The organism is Shimia haliotis, assembly GCF_900114415.1.
Classification (GTDB): domain Bacteria; phylum Pseudomonadota; class Alphaproteobacteria; order Rhodobacterales; family Rhodobacteraceae; genus Shimia; species Shimia haliotis.
Genome location: NZ_FOSZ01000001.1, coordinates 313,215 through 333,295 on the forward strand (window position 1 = coordinate 313,215; position 20,081 = coordinate 333,295).

The 20,081-nt window shown below is 58.8% G+C and carries 21 protein-coding genes; all 21 read left to right on the forward strand.

Features of this window, described 5'->3' with window-relative positions; all coding sequences use genetic code 11:
* Positions 1-30 precede the first annotated feature (30 nt).
* On the forward strand, positions 31-1,254 hold the full coding sequence (locus BM069_RS01510; RefSeq protein ID WP_093319392.1) for an NADH-quinone oxidoreductase subunit D: 1,224 nt from the start codon (positions 31-33) through the stop codon (positions 1,252-1,254).
* Positions 1,254-1,622: a hypothetical protein gene (locus BM069_RS01515; protein ID WP_093319394.1), complete on the forward strand. Its 369-nt coding sequence runs from the start codon at positions 1,254-1,256 to the stop codon at positions 1,620-1,622. The genes BM069_RS01510 and BM069_RS01515 overlap by 1 nt, the downstream gene beginning before the upstream one ends.
* Before the next feature lies 1 nt (position 1,623).
* On the forward strand, positions 1,624-2,793 hold the full coding sequence (locus BM069_RS01520; RefSeq protein WP_093319396.1) for an NADH-quinone oxidoreductase subunit E: 1,170 nt from the start codon (positions 1,624-1,626) through the stop codon (positions 2,791-2,793).
* Between the two features lie 32 nt (positions 2,794-2,825).
* Positions 2,826-3,521, forward strand: coding sequence for an endonuclease (locus tag BM069_RS19965; RefSeq protein WP_244503494.1), 696 nt, complete (start codon positions 2,826-2,828; stop codon positions 3,519-3,521).
* Positions 3,522-3,531: 10 nt separating this feature from the next.
* A complete protein-coding gene (locus BM069_RS01530; RefSeq protein ID WP_093319398.1) occupies positions 3,532-3,759 on the forward strand; it encodes a DUF5337 domain-containing protein in 228 nt (75 codons plus the stop codon).
* Between the two features lie 205 nt (positions 3,760-3,964).
* Complete coding sequence (gene nuoF, locus BM069_RS01540; RefSeq protein ID WP_093319403.1) at positions 3,965-5,260, forward strand: NADH-quinone oxidoreductase subunit NuoF; 1,296 nt, start codon at positions 3,965-3,967, stop codon at positions 5,258-5,260.
* Between the two features lie 6 nt (positions 5,261-5,266).
* Positions 5,267-5,605 (forward strand): hypothetical protein, encoded by a 339-nt coding sequence (locus BM069_RS01545; protein WP_093319406.1) that lies wholly within the window; start codon positions 5,267-5,269, stop codon positions 5,603-5,605.
* 103 nt (positions 5,606-5,708) lie between these two features.
* A complete protein-coding gene (locus BM069_RS01550; RefSeq protein ID WP_093319408.1) occupies positions 5,709-6,110 on the forward strand; it encodes a DUF5333 domain-containing protein in 402 nt (133 codons plus the stop codon).
* Between the two features lie 3 nt (positions 6,111-6,113).
* The gene (gene nuoG / locus BM069_RS01555; protein WP_093319411.1) at positions 6,114-8,126 is read left to right on the forward strand and encodes an NADH-quinone oxidoreductase subunit NuoG; all 2,013 of its coding nucleotides are present in this window, start codon (positions 6,114-6,116) and stop codon (positions 8,124-8,126) included.
* Positions 8,127-8,132: 6 nt separating this feature from the next.
* Positions 8,133-8,549 carry a hypothetical protein gene (locus tag BM069_RS01560; RefSeq protein WP_093319413.1) on the forward strand — a complete coding sequence of 139 codons (417 nt, stop codon included), beginning with the start codon at positions 8,133-8,135 and terminating at the stop codon, positions 8,547-8,549.
* A gap of 6 nt (positions 8,550-8,555) precedes the next feature.
* Entirely contained in the window at positions 8,556-9,596 is a 1,041-nt protein-coding gene (gene nuoH / locus BM069_RS01565) for an NADH-quinone oxidoreductase subunit NuoH (RefSeq protein WP_093319416.1), read from the forward strand.
* Position 9,597: 1 nt separating this feature from the next.
* Positions 9,598-10,092 carry an NADH-quinone oxidoreductase subunit NuoI gene (nuoI, locus tag BM069_RS01570; RefSeq protein ID WP_093319418.1) on the forward strand — a complete coding sequence of 165 codons (495 nt, stop codon included), beginning with the start codon at positions 9,598-9,600 and terminating at the stop codon, positions 10,090-10,092.
* Positions 10,089-10,496 (forward strand): carboxymuconolactone decarboxylase family protein, encoded by a 408-nt coding sequence (locus BM069_RS01575; RefSeq protein WP_093319421.1) that lies wholly within the window; start codon positions 10,089-10,091, stop codon positions 10,494-10,496. Before nuoI ends, BM069_RS01575 begins: the two co-directional genes overlap by 4 nt.
* On the forward strand, positions 10,493-11,107 hold the full coding sequence (locus BM069_RS01580) for an NADH-quinone oxidoreductase subunit J (RefSeq protein WP_093319423.1): 615 nt from the start codon (positions 10,493-10,495) through the stop codon (positions 11,105-11,107). The genes BM069_RS01575 and BM069_RS01580 overlap by 4 nt, the downstream gene beginning before the upstream one ends.
* A gap of 37 nt (positions 11,108-11,144) precedes the next feature.
* Positions 11,145-11,450, forward strand: a complete 306-nt coding sequence (gene nuoK / locus BM069_RS01585) for an NADH-quinone oxidoreductase subunit NuoK (protein WP_054001749.1) — start codon at positions 11,145-11,147, stop codon at positions 11,448-11,450.
* A 7-nt stretch (positions 11,451-11,457) separates the two neighbouring features.
* The gene (gene nuoL / locus BM069_RS01590; RefSeq protein WP_093321195.1) at positions 11,458-13,608 is read left to right on the forward strand and encodes an NADH-quinone oxidoreductase subunit L; all 2,151 of its coding nucleotides are present in this window, start codon (positions 11,458-11,460) and stop codon (positions 13,606-13,608) included.
* Complete coding sequence (locus tag BM069_RS01595; protein WP_093319426.1) at positions 13,608-15,155, forward strand: NADH-quinone oxidoreductase subunit M; 1,548 nt, start codon at positions 13,608-13,610, stop codon at positions 15,153-15,155. The genes nuoL and BM069_RS01595 overlap by 1 nt, the downstream gene beginning before the upstream one ends.
* 13 nt (positions 15,156-15,168) lie before the next feature.
* Positions 15,169-16,608 (forward strand): NADH-quinone oxidoreductase subunit NuoN, encoded by a 1,440-nt coding sequence (gene nuoN, locus BM069_RS01600; protein ID WP_170846648.1) that lies wholly within the window; start codon positions 15,169-15,171, stop codon positions 16,606-16,608.
* A 204-nt stretch (positions 16,609-16,812) separates the two neighbouring features.
* Positions 16,813-17,565, forward strand: coding sequence for a biotin--[acetyl-CoA-carboxylase] ligase (locus BM069_RS01605; RefSeq protein ID WP_093319429.1), 753 nt, complete (start codon positions 16,813-16,815; stop codon positions 17,563-17,565).
* 24 nt (positions 17,566-17,589) lie between these two features.
* Positions 17,590-18,366, forward strand: a complete 777-nt coding sequence (locus BM069_RS01610; RefSeq protein WP_093319431.1) for a type III pantothenate kinase — start codon at positions 17,590-17,592, stop codon at positions 18,364-18,366.
* On the forward strand, positions 18,363-20,027 hold the full coding sequence (locus BM069_RS01615) for a ribonuclease J (RefSeq protein WP_093319433.1): 1,665 nt from the start codon (positions 18,363-18,365) through the stop codon (positions 20,025-20,027). The genes BM069_RS01610 and BM069_RS01615 overlap by 4 nt, the downstream gene beginning before the upstream one ends.
* The last annotated feature ends 54 nt before the right edge of the window (positions 20,028-20,081 follow it).

The window sequence follows — 20,081 nt, forward strand, 5'->3', positions numbered from 1 at the left end:
GCACCCGCAACGGAAATGAGGAAACGATAAATGGACGGTTCCAAATTTGATGACGGCAGCGTGGATGCGCTGAGCGGCGAACAGAAAATCCGCAACTTTAACATCAACTTCGGCCCACAGCACCCTGCGGCCCACGGCGTTCTGCGTCTGGTTCTCGAACTCGACGGCGAGATCGTCGAACGCTGCGACCCGCACGTCGGCTTGCTGCACCGTGGCACCGAAAAGCTGATGGAAAGCCGCACATACCTGCAAAACCTGCCGTATCTGGACCGCCTTGATTATGTGGCGCCGATGAATCAGGAGCACGCATGGTGTCTTGCGATTGAAAAGCTGACCGGCACCGAGGTGCCGCGCCGCGCGCAGTTGATCCGTGTATTGTTCTGCGAAATCGGCCGCATCCTGAACCACCTGATGAACGTCACCACACAGGCGATGGACGTTGGCGCGCTGACCCCGCCGCTTTGGGGCTTTGAAGAGCGCGAAAAGCTGATGATCTTCTATGAACGGGCCTGTGGCGCGCGTTTGCACGCGAACTACTTCCGCCCCGGCGGTGTGCATCAGGATCTGCCCGATGAATTGGTTGACGACATCGAAGAGTGGGCCATCGGGTTCCCCGAGGTTCTTCAGGACATCGACGATCTGCTGACCGAAAACCGCATCTTCAAACAGCGCAACGTCGATATCGGCGTTGTGACCGAGGATGATGTTCTGCAATACGGCATGTCCGGCGTCATGGCGCGCTCGGCGGGCCTCGCATGGGACCTGCGCCGCGCGCAGCCATACGAATGCTATGACGAGTTCGAGTTCCAGATCCCGGTTGGCAAAAACGGCGACTGTTATGACCGGTACCTGATGCGGATGGAAGAGATGCGCCAGTCGCTCTCGATCATGCGTCAGGCGATCCACAAACTGCGCGAGGCCACCGGCGACGTGCTGTCGCGTGGCAAGCTGACTCCGCCCAAACGCGGCGACATGAAAACCTCGATGGAAAGCCTGATCCACCACTTCAAGCTCTATACCGAAGGCTTCCACGTGCCCGAAGGCGAGGTCTACGCCGCCGTCGAAGCGCCAAAAGGCGAATTTGGCGTCTACATGGTGGCGGACGGCTCCAACAAACCTTACCGCGCCAAACTGCGCGCACCGGGCTATCTGCACCTTCAGGCGATGGATCACATCGCAACCGGCCACCAACTCGCTGACGTGGCGGCCATCATCGGCACCATGGACATCGTGTTCGGGGAGATCGACCGCTGATGGATATGGGCACGCTGACAATTCTGCTTTGCCTCGGGGGCGCTGTGGTGACAGGCATTCTGGCCTTTACCTTTTGGCGTGACCCTGTTGCCGGCATGAAGTCCGCGACCCATCGCTCCGAACAATTGCCGCAGGTCATGACAGACCGCTATGTGTCCTTTGTCTTTCTGTCGCTCGCCGCTGCTTGGCACGGCGACGCGGGCGTTATCGCCGTGCTATTCGTGGCGTTTTCCTTCATGGGATTTGCCGACGGGGTGATCTATGCCCGTGCGGGCCATCCTCACATCAAACACACCGCTGCCGGTGTGGCTGCCGCTCTTGTGGCCGCCGTTGCAGCGTGGACCGAACTAAGTAACGGAGCCGCCTGAGATGCTACGCCGTCTGTATCATGAACAGCCAGAAAGCTTTGCTTTCACCGCCGCGAACCAGACATGGGCGGAAGGGCAGATCACCAAATACCCCGAAGGCCGTCAGGCCTCGGCTGTGATCCCGCTTTTGTGGCGCGCACAGGAACAGGAAGGCTGGTTGTCCAAACCCGCAATCGAAGCGGTCGCCGACATGCTGGGCATGGCCTATATCCGTGTCCTCGAAGTGGCGTCATTCTACTTCATGTTCCAACTGCAACCGGTTGGGTCTGTTGCGCATATCCAGATTTGTGGCACCACGTCCTGCATGATCTGCGGCGCGGAAGACCTGATTGCAGTCTGCCGCGAAAAGATCGCCGACAAGCCGCACACCCTGTCTGCGGATGGCAAGTTCTCTTGGGAAGAGGTCGAATGCCTCGGTGCCTGCACCAACGCGCCCATGGCGCAGATCGGCAAGGACTACTTTGAGGATCTGACCGCCGAAGGTTTTGGCAAGATGCTCGATGACATGGCCGCAGGCAAGGTGCCGCTGCCCGGTCCGCAAAATGGCCGCTATGCGTCTGAGCCCCTGTCGGGGCTGACCACGCTCAAGGATTTCGACAGCGGTCACACGCAATACAACGCCTCCGCGCAACTGGCGGCGGATCTGGGTGACTCCATCAAGCGTATCGACGGCACCGAAGTTCCGATCCTGACCCCGTGGGTGGGCAAGGACGGCAAAGTCGCGGGCCGCGAAGCTGCCGCCAATCCGCCAGCGCCCGCACCGGCCCCGAAACCGGCTGTGAAACAGGCGGACGAGGCGAAGAAAACCAAGGCAGACGAGAAGCCAAAGAAAGCCGCCAAGAAGGCAGAGGCGAAAGCCGAGAAGCCGAAGGCGGAGACAAAAGCTCCCGCCAAAAAGGCCGCACCCAAGAAGGCAGCCAAAGCCAAAGCCGGCGCAGACGATCTCAAATTACTCAAGGGCGTTGGGCCCGCGCTTGAGAAGAAGTTGCACGACAACGGTGTGACCAGCTTTGCCCAGATTGCAGCCTGGAACGCAGAAGACATCGCGGACATGGACGACAAACTGTCGTTCAAGGGCCGCATCGAACGAGACAATTGGGTCGAACAGTCAAAACTGTTGGCCGAAGGCGGAGACACAGAATTCTCCAAGCGCGCAAAGGACGCTGAATAAACAAGTAAGATCAACGGAGGGAAAGACGGAAAATGGCCACGGAAAACAAGAATACAACCTGCACGCTTGTGTGTTGGGTGATCGCCGCGATTGTCGGCTTGATCGCGTTTATGGTGCTCAAAGGGATCCTTTGGGGCGTCCTCGCGTTGATTTTCGCCGTTGTTGTGGTTGTTCTTCTGGGCATGTGGATGGTGAAAACCTTCTGCGCCGTGGCCGAAGCGCCCGCGTCCATTCCCGCCTCCGCACCTGCCAGCGCGCCAACGCCTGCCGCTGAGCCCGCAGCACCGGCCGCCGAGGCGCAAGCCGAAGCTGAAGCTGCCGCAGACGAGGCCGCTGCCGACGCCAACGCGGCAATGGCAGCTGATGCGCCGACCGAGCGGGCAGAGCCAATTATCAAACCCTCCACCGAATTGCCGGGTCAAAAAGAACTGGCTGAACGCAAAGGCGCGTGGAAGTACGAAAAACCGGCTGACGAGGCCGCGCCCGCGAAGGCCAAAGCCGCAGCACAAGCGCCCGCCTCATCCGGTGGCGCGGATGACCTTAAGCTACTCAAAGGCGTTGGCCCCGCGTTGGAAAAGAAATTGCACGCTGCCGGTGTGACCACTTTTGCGCAGATCGCCGCATGGGGTTCGCAAGACATTGCGGATATGGATGACAAGCTGTCATTCAAAGGCCGCATTGAACGTGACGGTTGGGTGGAACAAGCCAAAAAGCTCGCATCGGGCTGAGGGCTGAGGAATGAGTGGAGGGACGAAGGATCAGGAACTGGCTCGTAGGGGCCGAACGGTGTCGCTGGTAATTGCCGGCACCATCCTGATCTGGCTGGCTCTCAATGTAATAGGAAGGGCGGCAGGATTGCCGGGGCGCTTTGCGCTCTTGTTCGATTTTGCCGCTCTGGCCGCGCTGATTTGGGCGATGGTCAATATTTATCAGATCTGGCGCGCGCGCCGGACAGACGAAGGGTAACGAAGAATGAACAACATTGGTCTTCCAGGGTTGATCCTAATTTTGGTCTACGTAGCAGTTTTGGTTATCCCGTTTTGGAAGCTTTGGAAGCGGACCGGTCATTCTCCTTGGCTGTCACTTCTCATGTTGGTTCCTCTGGTAAACTTTATTTCGCTGTACGTACTGGCCTTCAAAGCGTGGCCGACAGAAAACAAAGGGTAACGGGATGCTCAAAGATCAGGACCGTATCTTTACCAACCTCTACGGCATGCACGACCGCACGCTGGCAGGGGCCAAAGCACGCGGCCACTGGGACGGCACAGCCAAGCTGATCCAGATGGGGCGGGACTCGATTATCGAGAACATGAAGGCGTCAGGCCTGCGTGGTCGCGGTGGTGCGGGCTTCCCGACGGGTCTCAAGTGGTCCTTCATGCCCAAAGAAAGCGACGGGCGCCCCGCCTACCTCGTGATCAACGCCGATGAATCCGAGCCCGGCACCTGTAAAGACCGCGAGATCATGCGCCATGATCCGCACACCCTGATCGAGGGTGCGCTGATCGCCTCTTTCGCGATGAACGCACACACCTCTTACATCTACATCCGCGGCGAATACATCCGCGAGCGTGAAGCTCTGCAGGCCGCGATCGACGAATGTTACGACGCTGGTCTTCTGGGCAAAAACGCCGCTGGCTCCGGCTGGGACTTTGACCTCTTCCTGCACCATGGGGCAGGGGCCTACATCTGCGGCGAGGAAACCGCGCTGATCGAAAGCCTTGAGGGCAAAAAAGGCATGCCGCGCATGAAGCCACCGTTTCCGGCGGGCGCAGGTCTTTATGGCTGCCCGACCACCGTGAACAACGTGGAATCCATTGCCGTTGTGCCAACCATCCTGCGCCGCGGCCCCGAATGGTTCGCCGGTTTTGGCCGCCCGAACAATGCGGGCACCAAGATCTTTGGCATCTCGGGACATGTGAACAACCCCTGCGTGGTCGAAGAAGAAATGTCGATCTCCTTTGAAGAGCTGATCGAAAAACACTGCGGTGGCATTCGTGGCGGTTGGGACAACCTTCTTGCTGTCATCCCGGGCGGGTCTTCCGTGCCTTGCGTGCGCGGCGAGAACATGCGCGATGCCGTGATGGATTTTGACGCCCTGCGCGATGTGGGCTCGTCCCTTGGCACCGCCGCCGTGATCGTCATGGACAAGCAAACCGACATCATCAAAGCAATCTGGCGCCTGTCCAAATTCTACAAACATGAAAGCTGCGGCCAGTGTACTCCCTGTCGCGAAGGCACCGGCTGGATGATGCGCGTCATGGACCGTCTGGTGCGCGGCGAGGCAGAGATCGAAGAGATCGACATGCTGTTTGATGTCACCAAACAGGTCGAAGGCCACACCATCTGTGCCCTTGGCGACGCGTCCGCATGGCCGATCCAAGGTTTGATCAAGAACTTCCGTGAAGAAATCGAAGACCGGATCAAAGCCAACAAAACCGGGCGCATGGGCGCCATGGCGGCGGAGTGATCTGACATGATGGCTCGCACCCTCATTCTTGTGACTTGTGCCGGATTGGCGCTGACGGCCTGTACCAACCGCAACAAGGACGACCAGTTCGCCTTTAATGGTATCCACTTTCAGTCCAAGTCCGACGAAGTGTCTAAAGACGCGCGTGATCGTTTCTTCGTGAACGTGAAAGGCGCCAATCAGGATCTGGCCGCCGCCCGTGAAGCAGGCCGGTACGAAGGCACACGATATTGTATCGCGGAATACGGCACCTCTCGGATTGAGTGGGTTGTCGGCCCGGAGAATGAAGCCACGGTGCCGGTTGACGACGTGCTCCGGCTGGAAGGGATCTGCCGTCCGCTATGATCAGCTGCGTCGCATATCCGGGCTGTTATTGCCTATCAGGTGGTCTTGAGGCCTCCCTTTGCCATGCGGGCATGTCGCCCGCACGCGCGAAAGGAGTGATCGCATGAAACATCTGACGAAAACGGCTTTGATCCTGACCCTGACGGCTGGCGCTGCATTGGCCAAACCGCCTCTGCGCGAGGTCAAGGAAATCGACGATCAGATTTTCTGGGGCGTTGTGGCCTATGAGGTCTCCGAACAATGTCCGACCATTGACGCCCGCACACTCAAAGCGGTGTCCGACTTGTGGTCGCTTGGTCGCAAGGCCCAAAAAATGGGCTACTCCCGCGACGAGATCAAAACCTACATCCGCTCTGACGAAGAAAAGGCCCGCATGAGGAAACGCGGCGAGGCCCTTCTTAAGAGCAACGGGGTCTCTTACGACGACCCGCAATCCTTCTGCACCTTCGGGACTGCAGAAATCGAACGAAACAGCGCGATCGGCGTGTATTTGAGGGCGAAATAGTCAATGTCTGACCTACGCAAGATCATCATCGACGAGACAGAGGTCGAAGTAGAGGGCGCAATGACCCTCATTCAGGCCTGTGAAGAAGCGGGCGTGGAAATTCCGCGCTTCTGCTATCACGAGCGTCTGTCGATTGCCGGCAACTGCCGCATGTGCCTTGTCGAAGTGGTTGGCGGCCCGCCCAAACCGGCGGCCTCCTGTGCCATGCAGGTGCGCGATCTGCGCCCCGGTCCCGAAGGCCAGCCTCCGGTTGTGAAAACCACATCGCCGATGGTCAAAAAGGCCCGTGAAGGTGTGATGGAGTTCATGCTCATCAACCACCCGCTGGATTGTCCGATCTGCGATCAGGGCGGCGAATGTGATCTTCAGGATCAGGCGGTTGCTTACGGCATCTCTGAAAACCGCTTCAACGAAGCCAAGCGCGCCGTGGATGATCTGGATCTCGGCCCGCTTGTCGGCACCGCCATGACCCGCTGCATCTCCTGCACCCGCTGTGTGCGTTTCACGTCCGAGGTCGCAGGCATCACCCAGATGGGCCAGACAGGTCGCGGCGAAGATGCGGAGATCACCAGCTATCTGAATGAAACGCTGGACAGCAACCTTCAGGGCAACATCATCGATTTGTGCCCCGTTGGTGCTCTGACATCCAAACCCTACAGCTTCACTGCCCGTCCGTGGGAATTGACCAAAACCGAAACCATCGACGTGATGGATGCCTTGGGGTCGAACATTCGCGTGGACACCAAAGGCCGCGAAGTCATGCGCATTATGCCGCGCAACCATGACGGTGTGAACGAAGAGTGGATTTCCGACAAAACCCGTTTTGTCTGGGACGGCCTGCGCCGCCAACGTCTGGACACGCCTTATGTGCGTGTTGACGGCAAGCTCAAGCCCGCCACATGGGGCGAAGCTCTGGCCGCCGCAGCGGGCGCGATGAAAGGTAAGAAGGTTGCCGCACTTGTGGGCGATCTGGCCCCGACCGAAGCTGTCTTTGCGCTCAAGCAGATTGTTGAAGGGCTTGACGGCACCATCGAATGCCGCACCAACGGCGCGGTCCTGCCCGCTGGCAACCGTTCTGCCTATGTCGGCAATGCGGCCATCGAAGATATTGATACTGCAAAAGAAATCTATTTGATCGGCACCAACCCGCGCCAAGAGGCGCCGGTTCTGAATGCCCGCATCCGCAAAGCATGGGCCAATGGCGCGAATGTGACCGTTGCCGGGCCCAAGAACATGGACCTGACCTATGACTACCGCTTTATGGGGCCGGGTCGGCTTATGTTGAACAAAGCGGTTGAGGATGCGCAGCCAACCGACGGCGCGTTGGTGATCGTGGGGCAGGGCGCCATCTCCGAGGGTGACGGCATCGCGGTTCTTGGCCAAGCCATGGCGCTGGCTGAAAAGCTGGGCGGCAAGATGCTGGTTCTGCATACCGCCGCAAGCCGTGTGGGTGCGATGGATGTGGGTGCTGTGACCGAAGGTGGTCTGGATGTGGCCACCGAAGGGGCAGAGGTCATCTTCAACCTTGGCGCGGACGAAGTCGAAATTGCTGACGGGCCGTTTGTGATCTATCAGGGCAGCCACGGCGACCGCGGCGCGATGCGCGCCGACGTGATCCTGCCGGCCGCCGCCTACACCGAGGAAAACGGCCTCTTCGTAAACACCGAAGGCCGTCCGCAGCTGGCAATGCGCGCCGGCTTTGCTCCGGGGGAGGCCAAGGAAAACTGGGCCATTCTGCGGGCGCTGTCCGCTGAGCTGGATGCCACGTTGGCCTACGACAGCCTCGCGCAACTGCGTCAGGCACTGGTGGCTGAAGTGCCGCATCTCGCCAAGGTGGATCAGGTGATCGACAATGGCTGGGAGCCGCTGGAGGTCAAAGACCTCGGCAAGGGGGCATTCGGCAACGCCGTCAGAGATTTCTATCTGACCAATCCGATCGCCCGCGCAAGCGAGTTGATGGCGCAGCTTTCGGCCAATGCCAAAGATCGCAACAGCAAAAAGATCGCAGCGGAGTAAGTCTGAGTGAGCAAACGTCCACATATCCTCGCTCTTGGCCTGGCGCTTGTCGCCGGACTGGCGGCGTGTACACCGCAGACCGACGAGTCTGTGGCGCGTCAGGATGTGGTGTTTGCGCCGACCTACAAAGGTGTGAAAACCGACCTGCTCGAAGGTGATCTGGTGAATTTCCACGTCGCCATGTCCGGCGCACGCGACGAAACTGATGTGCACCGCTATGCGGAATGTGCTGCGGCGCAATACGCTTTGATCCGTGGCTTCGGCTTTGCCCGCCACGTGCGCACAACAACCGACAAATCCGACGAGATCTGGAGCGGCGATGCCGTCTACGTGATCTCCGCCGCTCTTCCTGAAGGGCTCAAAACAATCGACGCAGAGGTCATCGTGGCCGATTGCGAAGACAACTCCATACCGACGGTGTGAGGCAACATGACTGAATTCTTTACCAACACAAACCTCGGGATTTTGCTGACAGTGGTCGGGCAGGTTCTGCTGGTCGTTGTTCCGCTGCTGGTGGCATTGGCCTTCCTGCTTTACGCGGACCGCAAGATCTGGGCGGCAGTGCAGCTGCGCCGCGGCCCCAACGTGGTGGGCGTCTTCGGTCTGCTGCAAAGCTTCGCGGACTTCATCAAATACGCGGTGAAGGAAATCGTCTATCCGGCAGGCGCGGACAAAGTGGTCTTCCTGCTGGCCCCGATGATCACCCTCTGCATGGCGCTGATCGCTTGGGCGGTGATCCCGTTTGGCGACGGTCTGGTGGTTTCCAACCTTAACGTCGCGATCCTTTATGTCTTCGCGGTCTCTTCGCTTGAAGTCTACGGCGTGATCATGGGCGGTTGGGCATCGAACTCCAAATACCCGTTCCTCGGCTCGTTGCGCTCGGCGGCACAGATGATCTCCTATGAGGTCTCCATCGGCCTAATCATTGTCGGCATCATCATCTCCACGGGGTCGATGAACTTCGGCGACATCGTGAACGCACAAGACGGCAAATACGGCATCTTCAGCTGGTATTGGGTGGCGCACTTCCCGATGCTCTTCCTGTTCCTGATCTCCGCACTTGCGGAAACCAACCGCCCGCCGTTTGACCTGCCCGAAGCGGAATCCGAGCTGGTTGCCGGTTATCAGGTGGAATACAGCTCGACACCGTTCCTTCTGTTTATGATCGGCGAGTATGTGGCCATCGTTCTGATGTGCGCCCTGACCTCGCTTCTGTTCCTTGGTGGCTGGCTCTCGCCGATTCCAGGCTTGCCTGACGGCATCATCTGGATGCTGCTGAAAATCTGCTTCGTCTTCTTCATCTTCTCGATGGTGAAGGCAATCACCCCGCGCTACCGCTACGACCAGCTGATGCGCATCGGTTGGAAAGTCTTCCTGCCGCTGTCGCTGTTCTGGGTTGTTCTGGTGGCCTTCCTTGCAAAATTCGAACTCTTCGGCGGTGCCTATGCCCGCTGGGCCATCGGAGGCTGATATGACGGCTATCGACTACAAACGCGCCGCCGGCTACTTCCTGCTCAAAGACGTCTTTGGCGGCTTCAAGCTGGGCATGAAGTATTTCTTCAAGCCCAAGGCCACGGTGAACTATCCACACGAAAAAGGCCCGCTCTCCCCGCGCTTCCGCGGCGAGCACGCCCTGCGCCGCTATCCTAACGGCGAGGAGCGTTGTATTGCCTGTAAACTGTGTGAAGCGATCTGTCCCGCACAGGCGATCACGATTGACGCCGAACCCCGCGAAGACGGCTCTCGCCGCACCACGCGCTATGACATCGACATGACCAAATGCATCTACTGCGGCTTCTGCCAAGAAGCCTGCCCGGTGGATGCGATTGTCGAAGGCCCGAATTTCGAATTCGCCACCGAAACCCGTGAAGAGCTGTTCTACGACAAGGCAAAACTGCTCGAGAACGGCGAACGCTGGGAGGCCGAGATCGCCAAAAACCTCGAACTGGATGCGCCGTACAGATGACCGATCCCAAGAACCCATATGAGGCGATGTTCGCCCAGTATCAGGATATGGCCAAAGCCTTCAATCCGGCGCTGGAGTCGTTCACCCCCAAGGGGTTTGAGGCGCTCTGGCCCACCATGCCCAAAGACGTCATGGAGATGTTCTTTGGCAACACGATGAACAAGGGCGGCCTTGATGCCAAGACCCGCCTTCTGCTGACCCTTGGCGCGCTCACCATGCTGGGGGCTCAGGCAGACGCACAAATCCGGCTCACTGTCCGCCATTTGTTGGAAACAGGGGCCACGAAACAGGAAATTGTGGAGACCATCGGCCAGATGTCGATGTTCGCCGGTATTCCCGCAACCACCCGCGCCATGGATCTGGTGCAAGAGGTGCTGGCGGAACAAGAAGGAAATGACACATGACCGTCGCGGCATTTGCATTCTGGCTTTTTGCGATCTGCGTGATCGCCGGCGGGTTGTTCACCGTCATCAGCCGCAACCCAGTGCATTCGGTACTCTGGCTCATTCTGGCCTTCCTCAGCTCGGCAGGTCTGTTTGTCCTGCTCGGCGCGGAGTTCGTAGCGATGCTTTTGATCATCGTTTACGTGGGCGCGGTTGCCGTGCTCTTCCTATTTGTGGTGATGATGCTGGATGTGGACTTTGCCGAACTCAAGGCGGGCATGGCGCAATACATGCCGCTGGCTTTGCTGATCGGTGTGGTGCTTCTGATGCAACTGGGCATGGCCTTTGGCGTCTGGCACTTCGCTGACTCAGCCGAAGCCGCCCGCGCGGCCGTGACCCCCGCAACAGACGATCTGCACAACACCGCAGCGCTGGGTGTCATTCTCTATGACCAATACTTCCTGCTCTTCCAGCTCGCGGGTCTGATCCTGCTGGTCGCCATGATCGGCGCCATCGTTCTGACCCTGCGCCACCGCAAAGACATCAAACGCCAGAACGTTCTGGAACAGATGTGGCGTGATCCGGCGGATGCCATGGAACTCAAAGACGTAAAACCGGGGCAGGGGCTTTAAGCCCGCCGGATAAGAATAAAGAACCGAGGGACCACACATGATTGGTTTGGAACATTACCTAGGCGTAGCGGCGACGCTTTTCGTCATCGGCATCTTCGGCCTCTTCCTGAACCGGAAGAACATCATCATCCTGTTGATGTCGATCGAATTGATCTTGCTGTCGGTCAACATCAACCTGGTGGCTTTCTCAAGCTTCCTTGGCGATCTCGTCGGGCAGGTCTTCACGCTTTTCGTGCTGACCGTGGCTGCTGCCGAGGCCGCCATCGGACTTGCGATCCTCGTCTCCTTCTTCCGCAACCGTGGCTCGATCGCGGTGGAAGATGTCAACGTGATGAAAGGCTGATCAGATGATCTACAAGACTATCCTGTTTGCGCCTTTGATCGGCGCCATCATCGCTGGCTTCGGCTGGCGCATGATCGGCGAAAAGTCGGCGCAGGTTCTGACCACCTCGCTTCTGTTCCTTGCCTGTCTGCTCAGCTGGATTGTGTTCCTGCAAGGCGCGCAGGAAGACGAAGCTGTGCATATCATGACCTTCATCCAATCGGGCCTTCTGGACACCAGCTGGTCGATCCGCGTGGACCGATTGACCACGACCATGCTGATTGTTGTGACCTCGGTGTCGGCGCTCGTGCATCTCTACAGCTTTGGCTACATGGCGCATGACGAGAATTGGAGCGAAGGCGAGCATTACAAGGCACGCTTCTTCGCCTACCTGTCGTTCTTCACCTTTGCCATGCTGATGCTGGTGACATCCGACAACCTCGTTCAGATGTTCTTCGGCTGGGAAGGCGTGGGCGTAGCGTCTTATCTGCTGATCGGCTTTTACTACAAGAAACCTTCGGCCAACGCCGCCGCGATCAAGGCCTTTGTGGTCAACCGTGTGGGCGACTTCGGTTTTGCGCTGGGGATCTTCGCGCTCTTTATGCTGACCGAAAGCATCCAGTTTGACACCATCTTTGCCGCAGCCCCTGCGTTGGCAGAAACCAACCTGACCTTCCTGTGGCGCGACTGGAACGCGGCCAACCTGATTGCCTTCCTGCTGTTTGTCGGCGCGATGGGCAAATCGGCGCAATTGTTCCTGCACACATGGCTTCCCGACGCGATGGAAGGCCCGACCCCTGTGTCCGCGCTGATCCACGCCGCAACCATGGTGACCGCGGGTGTGTTCCTTGTCTGCCGCATGTCGCCGCTGATGGAATACGCGCCCGAAGCCATGTCGTTTGTGGTCTTCATCGGTGCCTCGACCGCCTTTGTCGCGGCCACCATCGGCCTCGTGCAAAACGACATCAAACGCGTGATTGCCTACTCAACCATGTCCCAGCTGGGCTACATGTTTGTCGCTGCTGGTGTGGGTGTCTACTCGGCGGCCATGTTCCACCTTTTCACGCACGCCTTCTTCAAAGCGATGCTCTTCCTTGGTGCGGGCTCCGTAATCCACGCGATGCACCACGAACAGGACATGCGCAACTACGGCGGCCTGCGTAAGAAAATCCCCTATACCTTCTGGGCGATGATGATCGGCACGCTTGCCATCACCGGCGTCGGCATCCCGCTCACGCACTTCGGCTTCGCAGGCTTCCTCTCCAAGGACGCCATCATCGAAAGCGCATGGGCCGGCACTATGGGGGGCTACGGCTTCTGGATGCTGGTTGTCGCGGCTCTGTTCACCAGCTTCTACAGCTGGCGCCTGATGTTCCTGACATTCTATGGCGCACCGCGCGGCAACAAACACACGCATGACCACGCGCATGAAAGCCCGACCATCATGCTGTTCCCGCTGGGCGCACTGGCGCTGGGGGCGATCTTCTCAGGTATGATCTGGTACAACGGCTTCTTTGGCGATCATGCCAGCGTCAACAAGTTCTTCGGCATTCCCGATCACCACGCCGAGGCCAGCGAAGGCCACGGTGACGATCACGCCACGGACGATCACGCAGATGATCACGCGAAAGCGGATGATCATGCGCATGACGACAGCCACGATCACGCGGCCAAGCACGACGATGCGGATCACGCTGTGACCGCAGCGATCCACCACGGTGAGGCCCCTGAAGGCGCGATCTTCATGCATCCCGACAACCACGTGCTCGACGAGGCGCACCATGCCCCCAAATGGGTCAAGGTCAGCCCCTTTGTCGCGATGGTTATTGGTCTCTTCACGGCTCTCTGGTTCTACATCTGGAACCCGTCACTGCCGGCGAAAGTGGCCGAAAGCCTGTGGCCCATTCACCGGTTCCTGTTGAACAAATGGTATTTCGACGAGCTTTACGACGCGATCTTCGTAAAGCCAGCCAAAGCCATTGGCCGCTTCCTGTGGAAGAAGGGCGACGGCAAGGTCATTGACGGGACACTGAACGGCATCGCGATGGGCTTTATCCCTTGGATGACCCGCCTCGCAGGCCGCGCCCAGTCCGGCTACATCTTCACTTACGCACTAGCCATGGTGCTTGGCATTGTGGTCCTGATCACTTGGATGACGCTCAGCGGAGGGGCGCACTAATGAACGACAGTCTGCTCTCCCTTGTGACCTTTATCCCCGCGCTGGCGGCGGCGATCCTCGCCATCTTCCTGCGCGGCGAAGAGGCTGCGGCACAGCGCAACGCCAAATGGGTGGCGCTTGTGGCGACCGTGATCACCTTCCTTGTGTCTCTCTTTATTCTGGCCGAATTCGATCCGTCCAACACTGAGATGCAGTTCGTGGAAGAACGCGCTTGGCTGATGGGCCTGAAATACAAGATGGGTGTCGACGGCATCTCTATCCTGTTTGTCATGCTCACCACCTTTATGATGCCTCTGGTGATCTGGTCGTCGTGGGATGTGAAAACCCGCGTCAAGGAATACATGATCGCCTTCCTGCTCTTGGAAACGCTGATGCTCGGCGTGTTCATGGCGCTGGATCTGGTGCTGTTTTATGTCTTCTTCGAAGCAGGCCTTATCCCGATGTTCCTGATCATCGGCATCTGGGGCGGTGCCAACCGCATCTATGCGAGCTTCAAGTTCTTCCTCTACACCTTCCTCGGCTCGGTTCTGATGCTGGTGGCGATGGTCGGCATGTACAGCCAAGCCGGCACCACCGACATCGTGGCGCTGCAAAGCTTTGAGTTCGGCTCCGAGACCTTCTCGATCCTCGGCATCTCCATTGTCGGCGGCATGCAGACTCTGATGTTCCTCGCCTTCTTCGCCTCCTTTGCGGTGAAAATGCCCATGTGGCCGGTGCACACCTGGTTGCCCGACGCCCACGTTCAGGCGCCGACCGCAGGCTCCGTGGTACTGGCGGCAATCCTGCTTAAAATGGGTGGCTACGGCTTCCTGCGCTTCAGCTTGCCAATGTTCCCGATCGGGGCAGAGGTGATGACCCCGCTGGTTCTGTGGATGTCGGCAATCGCCATCGTCTACACCTCGCTGGTCGCGCTGGTGCAGGAAGACATGAAGAAGCTGATTGCCTATTCATCTGTCGCGCATATGGGCTACGTCACCATGGGGATTTTTGCCGCCAACCAGCAAGGCATCGACGGCGCGATCTTCCAGATGATTTCCCACGGGTTCATCTCTGGCGCGCTCTTCCTTTGCGTGGGCGTGATCTATGATCGCATGCACACCCGCGAAATCGACGCTTATGGCGGGCTTGTGAACCGCATGCCGGCCTACGCGCTGATCTTCATGTTCTTCACAATGGCCAACGTGGGCCTTCCGGGCACCTCGGGCTTTGTCGGTGAATTCCTGACACTGATGGGCATCTTCAAGGTCAACACTTGGGTGGCGCTGGTTGCGACCTCCGGTGTGATCCTGTCGGCGGCCTACGCGCTTTGGCTCTACCGCCGCGTCGTGCTGGGCGACCTGATCAAGGAAAGCCTCAAGACCATCAGCGACATGACCAAACGCGAAAAGTGGATCTTTGCACCGCTCGTGGCCATGACACTGATCCTTGGTGTGGCGCCGTGGTTGGTGCTCGACATCATCGGGCCCTCGGTTGAGAACCTCGTTTCAAACTATCAATCCGCACTGGGTGCAGCCGCTGACGCGGCTGGCCAGTCGGCATCGCATTAAGGGGGCTTGAGACATGATCCAAGCTGATCTGAACATTATCCTGCCGGAGATCCTGCTGTCGGTTTATGCGATGGTGGCACTTGTGGCCGCTGTTTACACCGGCAAGGACAAGCTGGCACCGATGCTGACATGGGCGACAGCGGGCGTGTTCCTGTTGGTGGGCGCGTGGATCGGCATGAACGGCGAAGGCAGCAACGTGGCCTTCAACGGCATGTTTGTTGACGACGCCTTCTCGCGCTTTGCCAAGGTTGCGATCCTGCTGTCTGCTGCCGCCGTTCTGGTGATGGGGCAGGAATACATGCAGCGTCGCGGCATGCTGCGTTTTGAATATCCGATCCTTGTGGCGTTGGCCGCTGTGGGCATGATGACCATGGTCTCCGCGGGCGATCTGATGGCGCTTTACATGGGACTCGAGCTGCAATCGCTCTCGCTCTATGTCGTCGCGTCCATGCGCCGCGACAGTGTGAAATCCACCGAAGCGGGCATGAAGTACTTTGTCCTCGGTGCACTCAGCTCCGGCTTGCTGCTTTATGGCTCATCGCTGGTCTACGGCTTCGCCGGAACCACAACCTTCTCCGGCATCATCACCGCTGTTGGTGACGAGCACACGCCGATCGGCCTGCTCTTTGGTCTGACCTTTGTGACCGCTGGACTGGCGTTCAAAGTGTCTGCCGTGCCGTTCCACATGTGGACACCTGACGTCTATGAAGGCGCGCCAACCCCGATCACCGCGTTCTTTGCCACCGCACCCAAGATCGCAGCGATGGGCCTGTTTGCCCGCGTACTGCATGACGCCTTTGGCGGCGTCGTGGGAGACTGGCAACAGATCGTGGCACTGCTGTCGGTTCTGTCGATGTTCCTTGGCGCCATTGCCGCCATCGGCCAGACCAACATCAAACGCCTGATGGCCTATTCCTCGATCGCGCATATGGGCTACGCCCTGATGGGCCTCGCCTCGGGTACCGCCTATGGTGTTGAGGCGATGTTGGTCTACATGGCGATCTATGTGACCATGAACATCGGCACCTTTGCCTTTATCCTGTCGATGGAGAAAGACGGCCAGCCGGTTGTGGACATTGCATCGCTCAACATGTTCTCCAAACGCGACTCGCTTAAGGCGCTGGCTGTGCTTCTGCTGATGTTCTCATTGGCCGGCGTGCCGCCGCTGGTGGGATTCTTTGGCAAGTTCTACGTGCTGCGCGCGGCCTATGACGCGGGTCTTGCATGGCTGGCGATCATGGGTGTGATCGCATCAGTGATTGGTGCCTTCTATTACCTGCGCATTGTCTACTACATGTACTTTGGCGAAGAGACCGATGCCCTAGACAAAAACCGCGCTCCGGTGCTGCAAGTGTTTATCGTGGTCGCGGCCGCGGCCATGCTGCTGGGTATCGTGAACCTCTTTGGTGTGGACGGCGCGGCTCAGGCCGCTTCGGCGGCGCTGGTCAACTAGACCCTCCACTGACAGATGAAATGCCTCAACGGCGCGCCCCGCAACGGGCGCGCCGTTTACGTTTGTGCGAACCGGGAAACGCACCGACCAAATACCGACGTTTTACCGACGTGATGCAGACAGTAAAAATCTCTGCAAATGCTGGCGGTTAACGCCTGTGGTGACTAAAAGGAAGGAACCCCGAATATCCCAAGGATGCCCCAAATGATCACCTGGCCCCAAGGATACGGCCGGCGAGTGTTGGCCGAGGTCGACAGCACCAACGCCGAAGCCGCCCGCATCGCCCCTGAACTGGCCGGTCCCGAATGGATTTTGGGTTTGCGTCAAACCTCCGGCCGTGGCCGAAGGGGCCGGCCTTGGGCTGACCCCACCGGCAATTTCGCAGCCACCCTGATCATGCGGCCCGCCGAGACTCCGGACCAGGTGGCCTTGCGGTCTTTTGTGGCCTCTTTGGCGCTGCATGAGGCTTTCGTGAATGCCACAGGTCGCAGCGAAGCGTTTGCTCTGAAATGGCCCAACGACGTGCTGCTATACGGCGGCAAGGTGGCGGGTATCCTGTTGGAAAGCGCCGGTTTTTCAGGCGGCTCCGTCAGCCACATCGCCATCGGGATCGGCGTGAACCTGATCCACGCGCCGGATGCTGCAAACGTAGAGCAGGGCGCTACGCGTCCCGTGTCGCTGCTGTCCGAGACCGGTGCCGAGGTGGATCCCGAGACCTTCCTCGACCTGCTGGCCGCAGCCTATGCACATTGGGAAACCCTGTTCACCACCTATGGGTTTGAACCGATCCGCACCGCATGGCTGGCCCGAGCGGCGCGGTTGGGCGAGGTCATCACCGCCCGCACAACCCGTGACGAAACGACAGGAACGTTCGAGACAGTGGACTCGCAGGGCAATCTGGTGTTGAACACCGCCAAAGGCCGCGTGGCGATCCCCGCAGCCGACATTTTTTTCTGACCCTCACAAGGGGAACCTAGGCACATGCTTCTGGCAATTGATTGCGGCAATACCAACACCGTCTTCTCGATTTGGGACGGCGAGAAATTTCTTTGCACCCTAAGGACTTCCACGCACCACGCGCGCACGGCGGATGCGTATTTCACGTGGTATTCCACGCTGATCAACCACTACGGAATAAGGGCCCAGATCACGGACGTGATCATCTCCTCCACGGTGCCCCGTGTGGTCTGGAACCTACGCGTCTTTGCGGACCGTTTCTTTGACTGCCGCCCGCTGGTTGTGGGCAAACCCGGATGTGGCCTGCCGGTCACTCCGCGCGTCGATCAAGGCACCCAACCCGGCCCCGACCGTCTGGCAAATGCTGTTGCGGCCTTTGACCGTCATGGCGGCAATGTGGTGGTTGTGGATTTTGGCACCGCCACCAACTTTGACGTTGTGGCCGAGGACGGCGCCTATGTCGGTGGCGTGATTGCGCCGGGGGTGAACCTTTCTCTGGAAGCCTTGCACTCCGGTGCCGCGGCCCTGCCGCATGTCGACATCAGCCAACCGGACAAGGTCATTGGCACAAATACGGTGGGCTGTATTCAATCTGGTGTCTTTTGGGGCTATACCGGCCTGATCGAAGGCATTATCTCGCGCATCAAAGCCGAGTATGGCGCCCCAATGAAAGTGGTCGGCACAGGGGGCCTCGCGCCGCTTTTTGAACAGGGCGACCACCTGTTTGACACCATCGAAGACGATCTCACGATGCACGGCCTGACCGTGATCCACGATTACAACAAGGAGCAGGGCGCATGAGCGACCGCTTGATCTATTTGCCGCTTGGCGGCTCCGGCGAAATTGGCATGAACGCCTATGTCTATGGCTATGGGCAGCAAGACAAAGAACGCCTGATCCTCGTCGATATCGGCGTGGCGTTCTCCGACATGGAAACCAGCCCCGGCGTTGACCTGATCTTCGCCGACATTCGCTGGCTTGAGGAAAACAAGAACCGCCTTGAGGCCGTCTTTATCACCCACGGTCACGAGGACCACATCGGCGCTGTTGGCCACTATTGGGCAAAACTCGGTGTGCCGGTTTACGCCCGTACTTTCACCGCCAATCTGGCCCGCCACAAAATGGCCGACCGCGGCCAGCCCGAAGAGGTCATTCGCACAGTATCCGCATGGCCTGAAGTGACCGAAGCAGGCCCCTTCAAGGTTGGTTTCCTGCCCGTCAGCCACTCCATCCCCGAAAGCGCGGCTCTGGTGATCGACAGCCCCGCTGGCCGCGTCATCCACTCCGGCGATTTCAAACTGGACGAAACCCCGCTTGTGGGCGAACCCTTTGATCCCGAACTCTGGAAAGACGTTTCAAGAGAAGGCGTTAAGGCGCTGATCTGTGACAGCACAAATGTATTCTCCCCCCACGAAGGTCGCTCGGAGGCCGCTGTTGGACCGGAAATCGAAGCGTTGGTGAAGGGCGCGCCAAATATGGTTGTCGCGACCACTTTTGCCTCCAACGTCGCCCGCGTGAAAACGCTGGCAGAGGCGGGGCAAAGGGCAGGGCGCTCAATCTGCCTGATGGGCCGCGCGATGCGTCGCATGATCGAGGCTGCGATCACCACGGGCGTTCTCAAGGACTTTCCCAAGGTGATCAGTCCCGAAGATGCCGCCAGCATTCCCCGCGAAAACCTGATGCTTCTGGTGACAGGCTCCCAAGGCGAACATCGCGCCGCCAGCGCCCAGTTGGCGCGCGGTAAATACAACGGCATCACGCTCAAGGAAGGCGACCTGTTCCTTTTCAGCTCAAAAACCATTCCGGGCAATGAAAAGGGCGTTATCCGCATCATCAACCAGCTCTCCGAAATAGGGGTGGATGTGGTTGATGACAGTTCGGGCAAATACCACGTTTCTGGCCACGCTAACCGCCCCGATCTGCTGCGTCTGCATGACATAGTGAACCCGCAAATGGTGATCCCGAACCACGGCGAACACCGCCATTTGCGTGAACATGCCAAGCTGGCAAATGAAGCAGGCCGCGCGTCTATCGTTGCGGTCAACGGCACCATGCTGGACCTGACTGGGGATGCTCCCAAAGTCACAGGCTTTGTTGAAACCGGCCGTGTTTATTTGGATGGCGGGGTGCAAATCGGTTCGATGGACGGCATCGTACGCGACCGCCTTCGCATGGCGATGAACGGCCATGTGACGGTCAACGTGCTGCTTGATGAAGACGATGAACCGCTTGGCGAAGCTTGGGTTGAACTCAAAGGCTTGCCCGAGATGGGGCGCTCTGATGCACCGCTTATGGATGTGCTCGAAGAAGATCTGACCCAGTTCCTCGGACGGGCCGGTGCCAAAACGTTGCGCGACGATGACAAGCTTGAAGGTGAATTGCGCCGTATAGCACGCAACACATCGCGCGATGAGATAGGGAAAAAGCCTGAGGTCACGGTTATTGTCTCACGCCTAAGCTGATCTGCGCGGACAAAGATTGGACAAAAATGAGAAAGGGGACCGCGTTGCGATCCC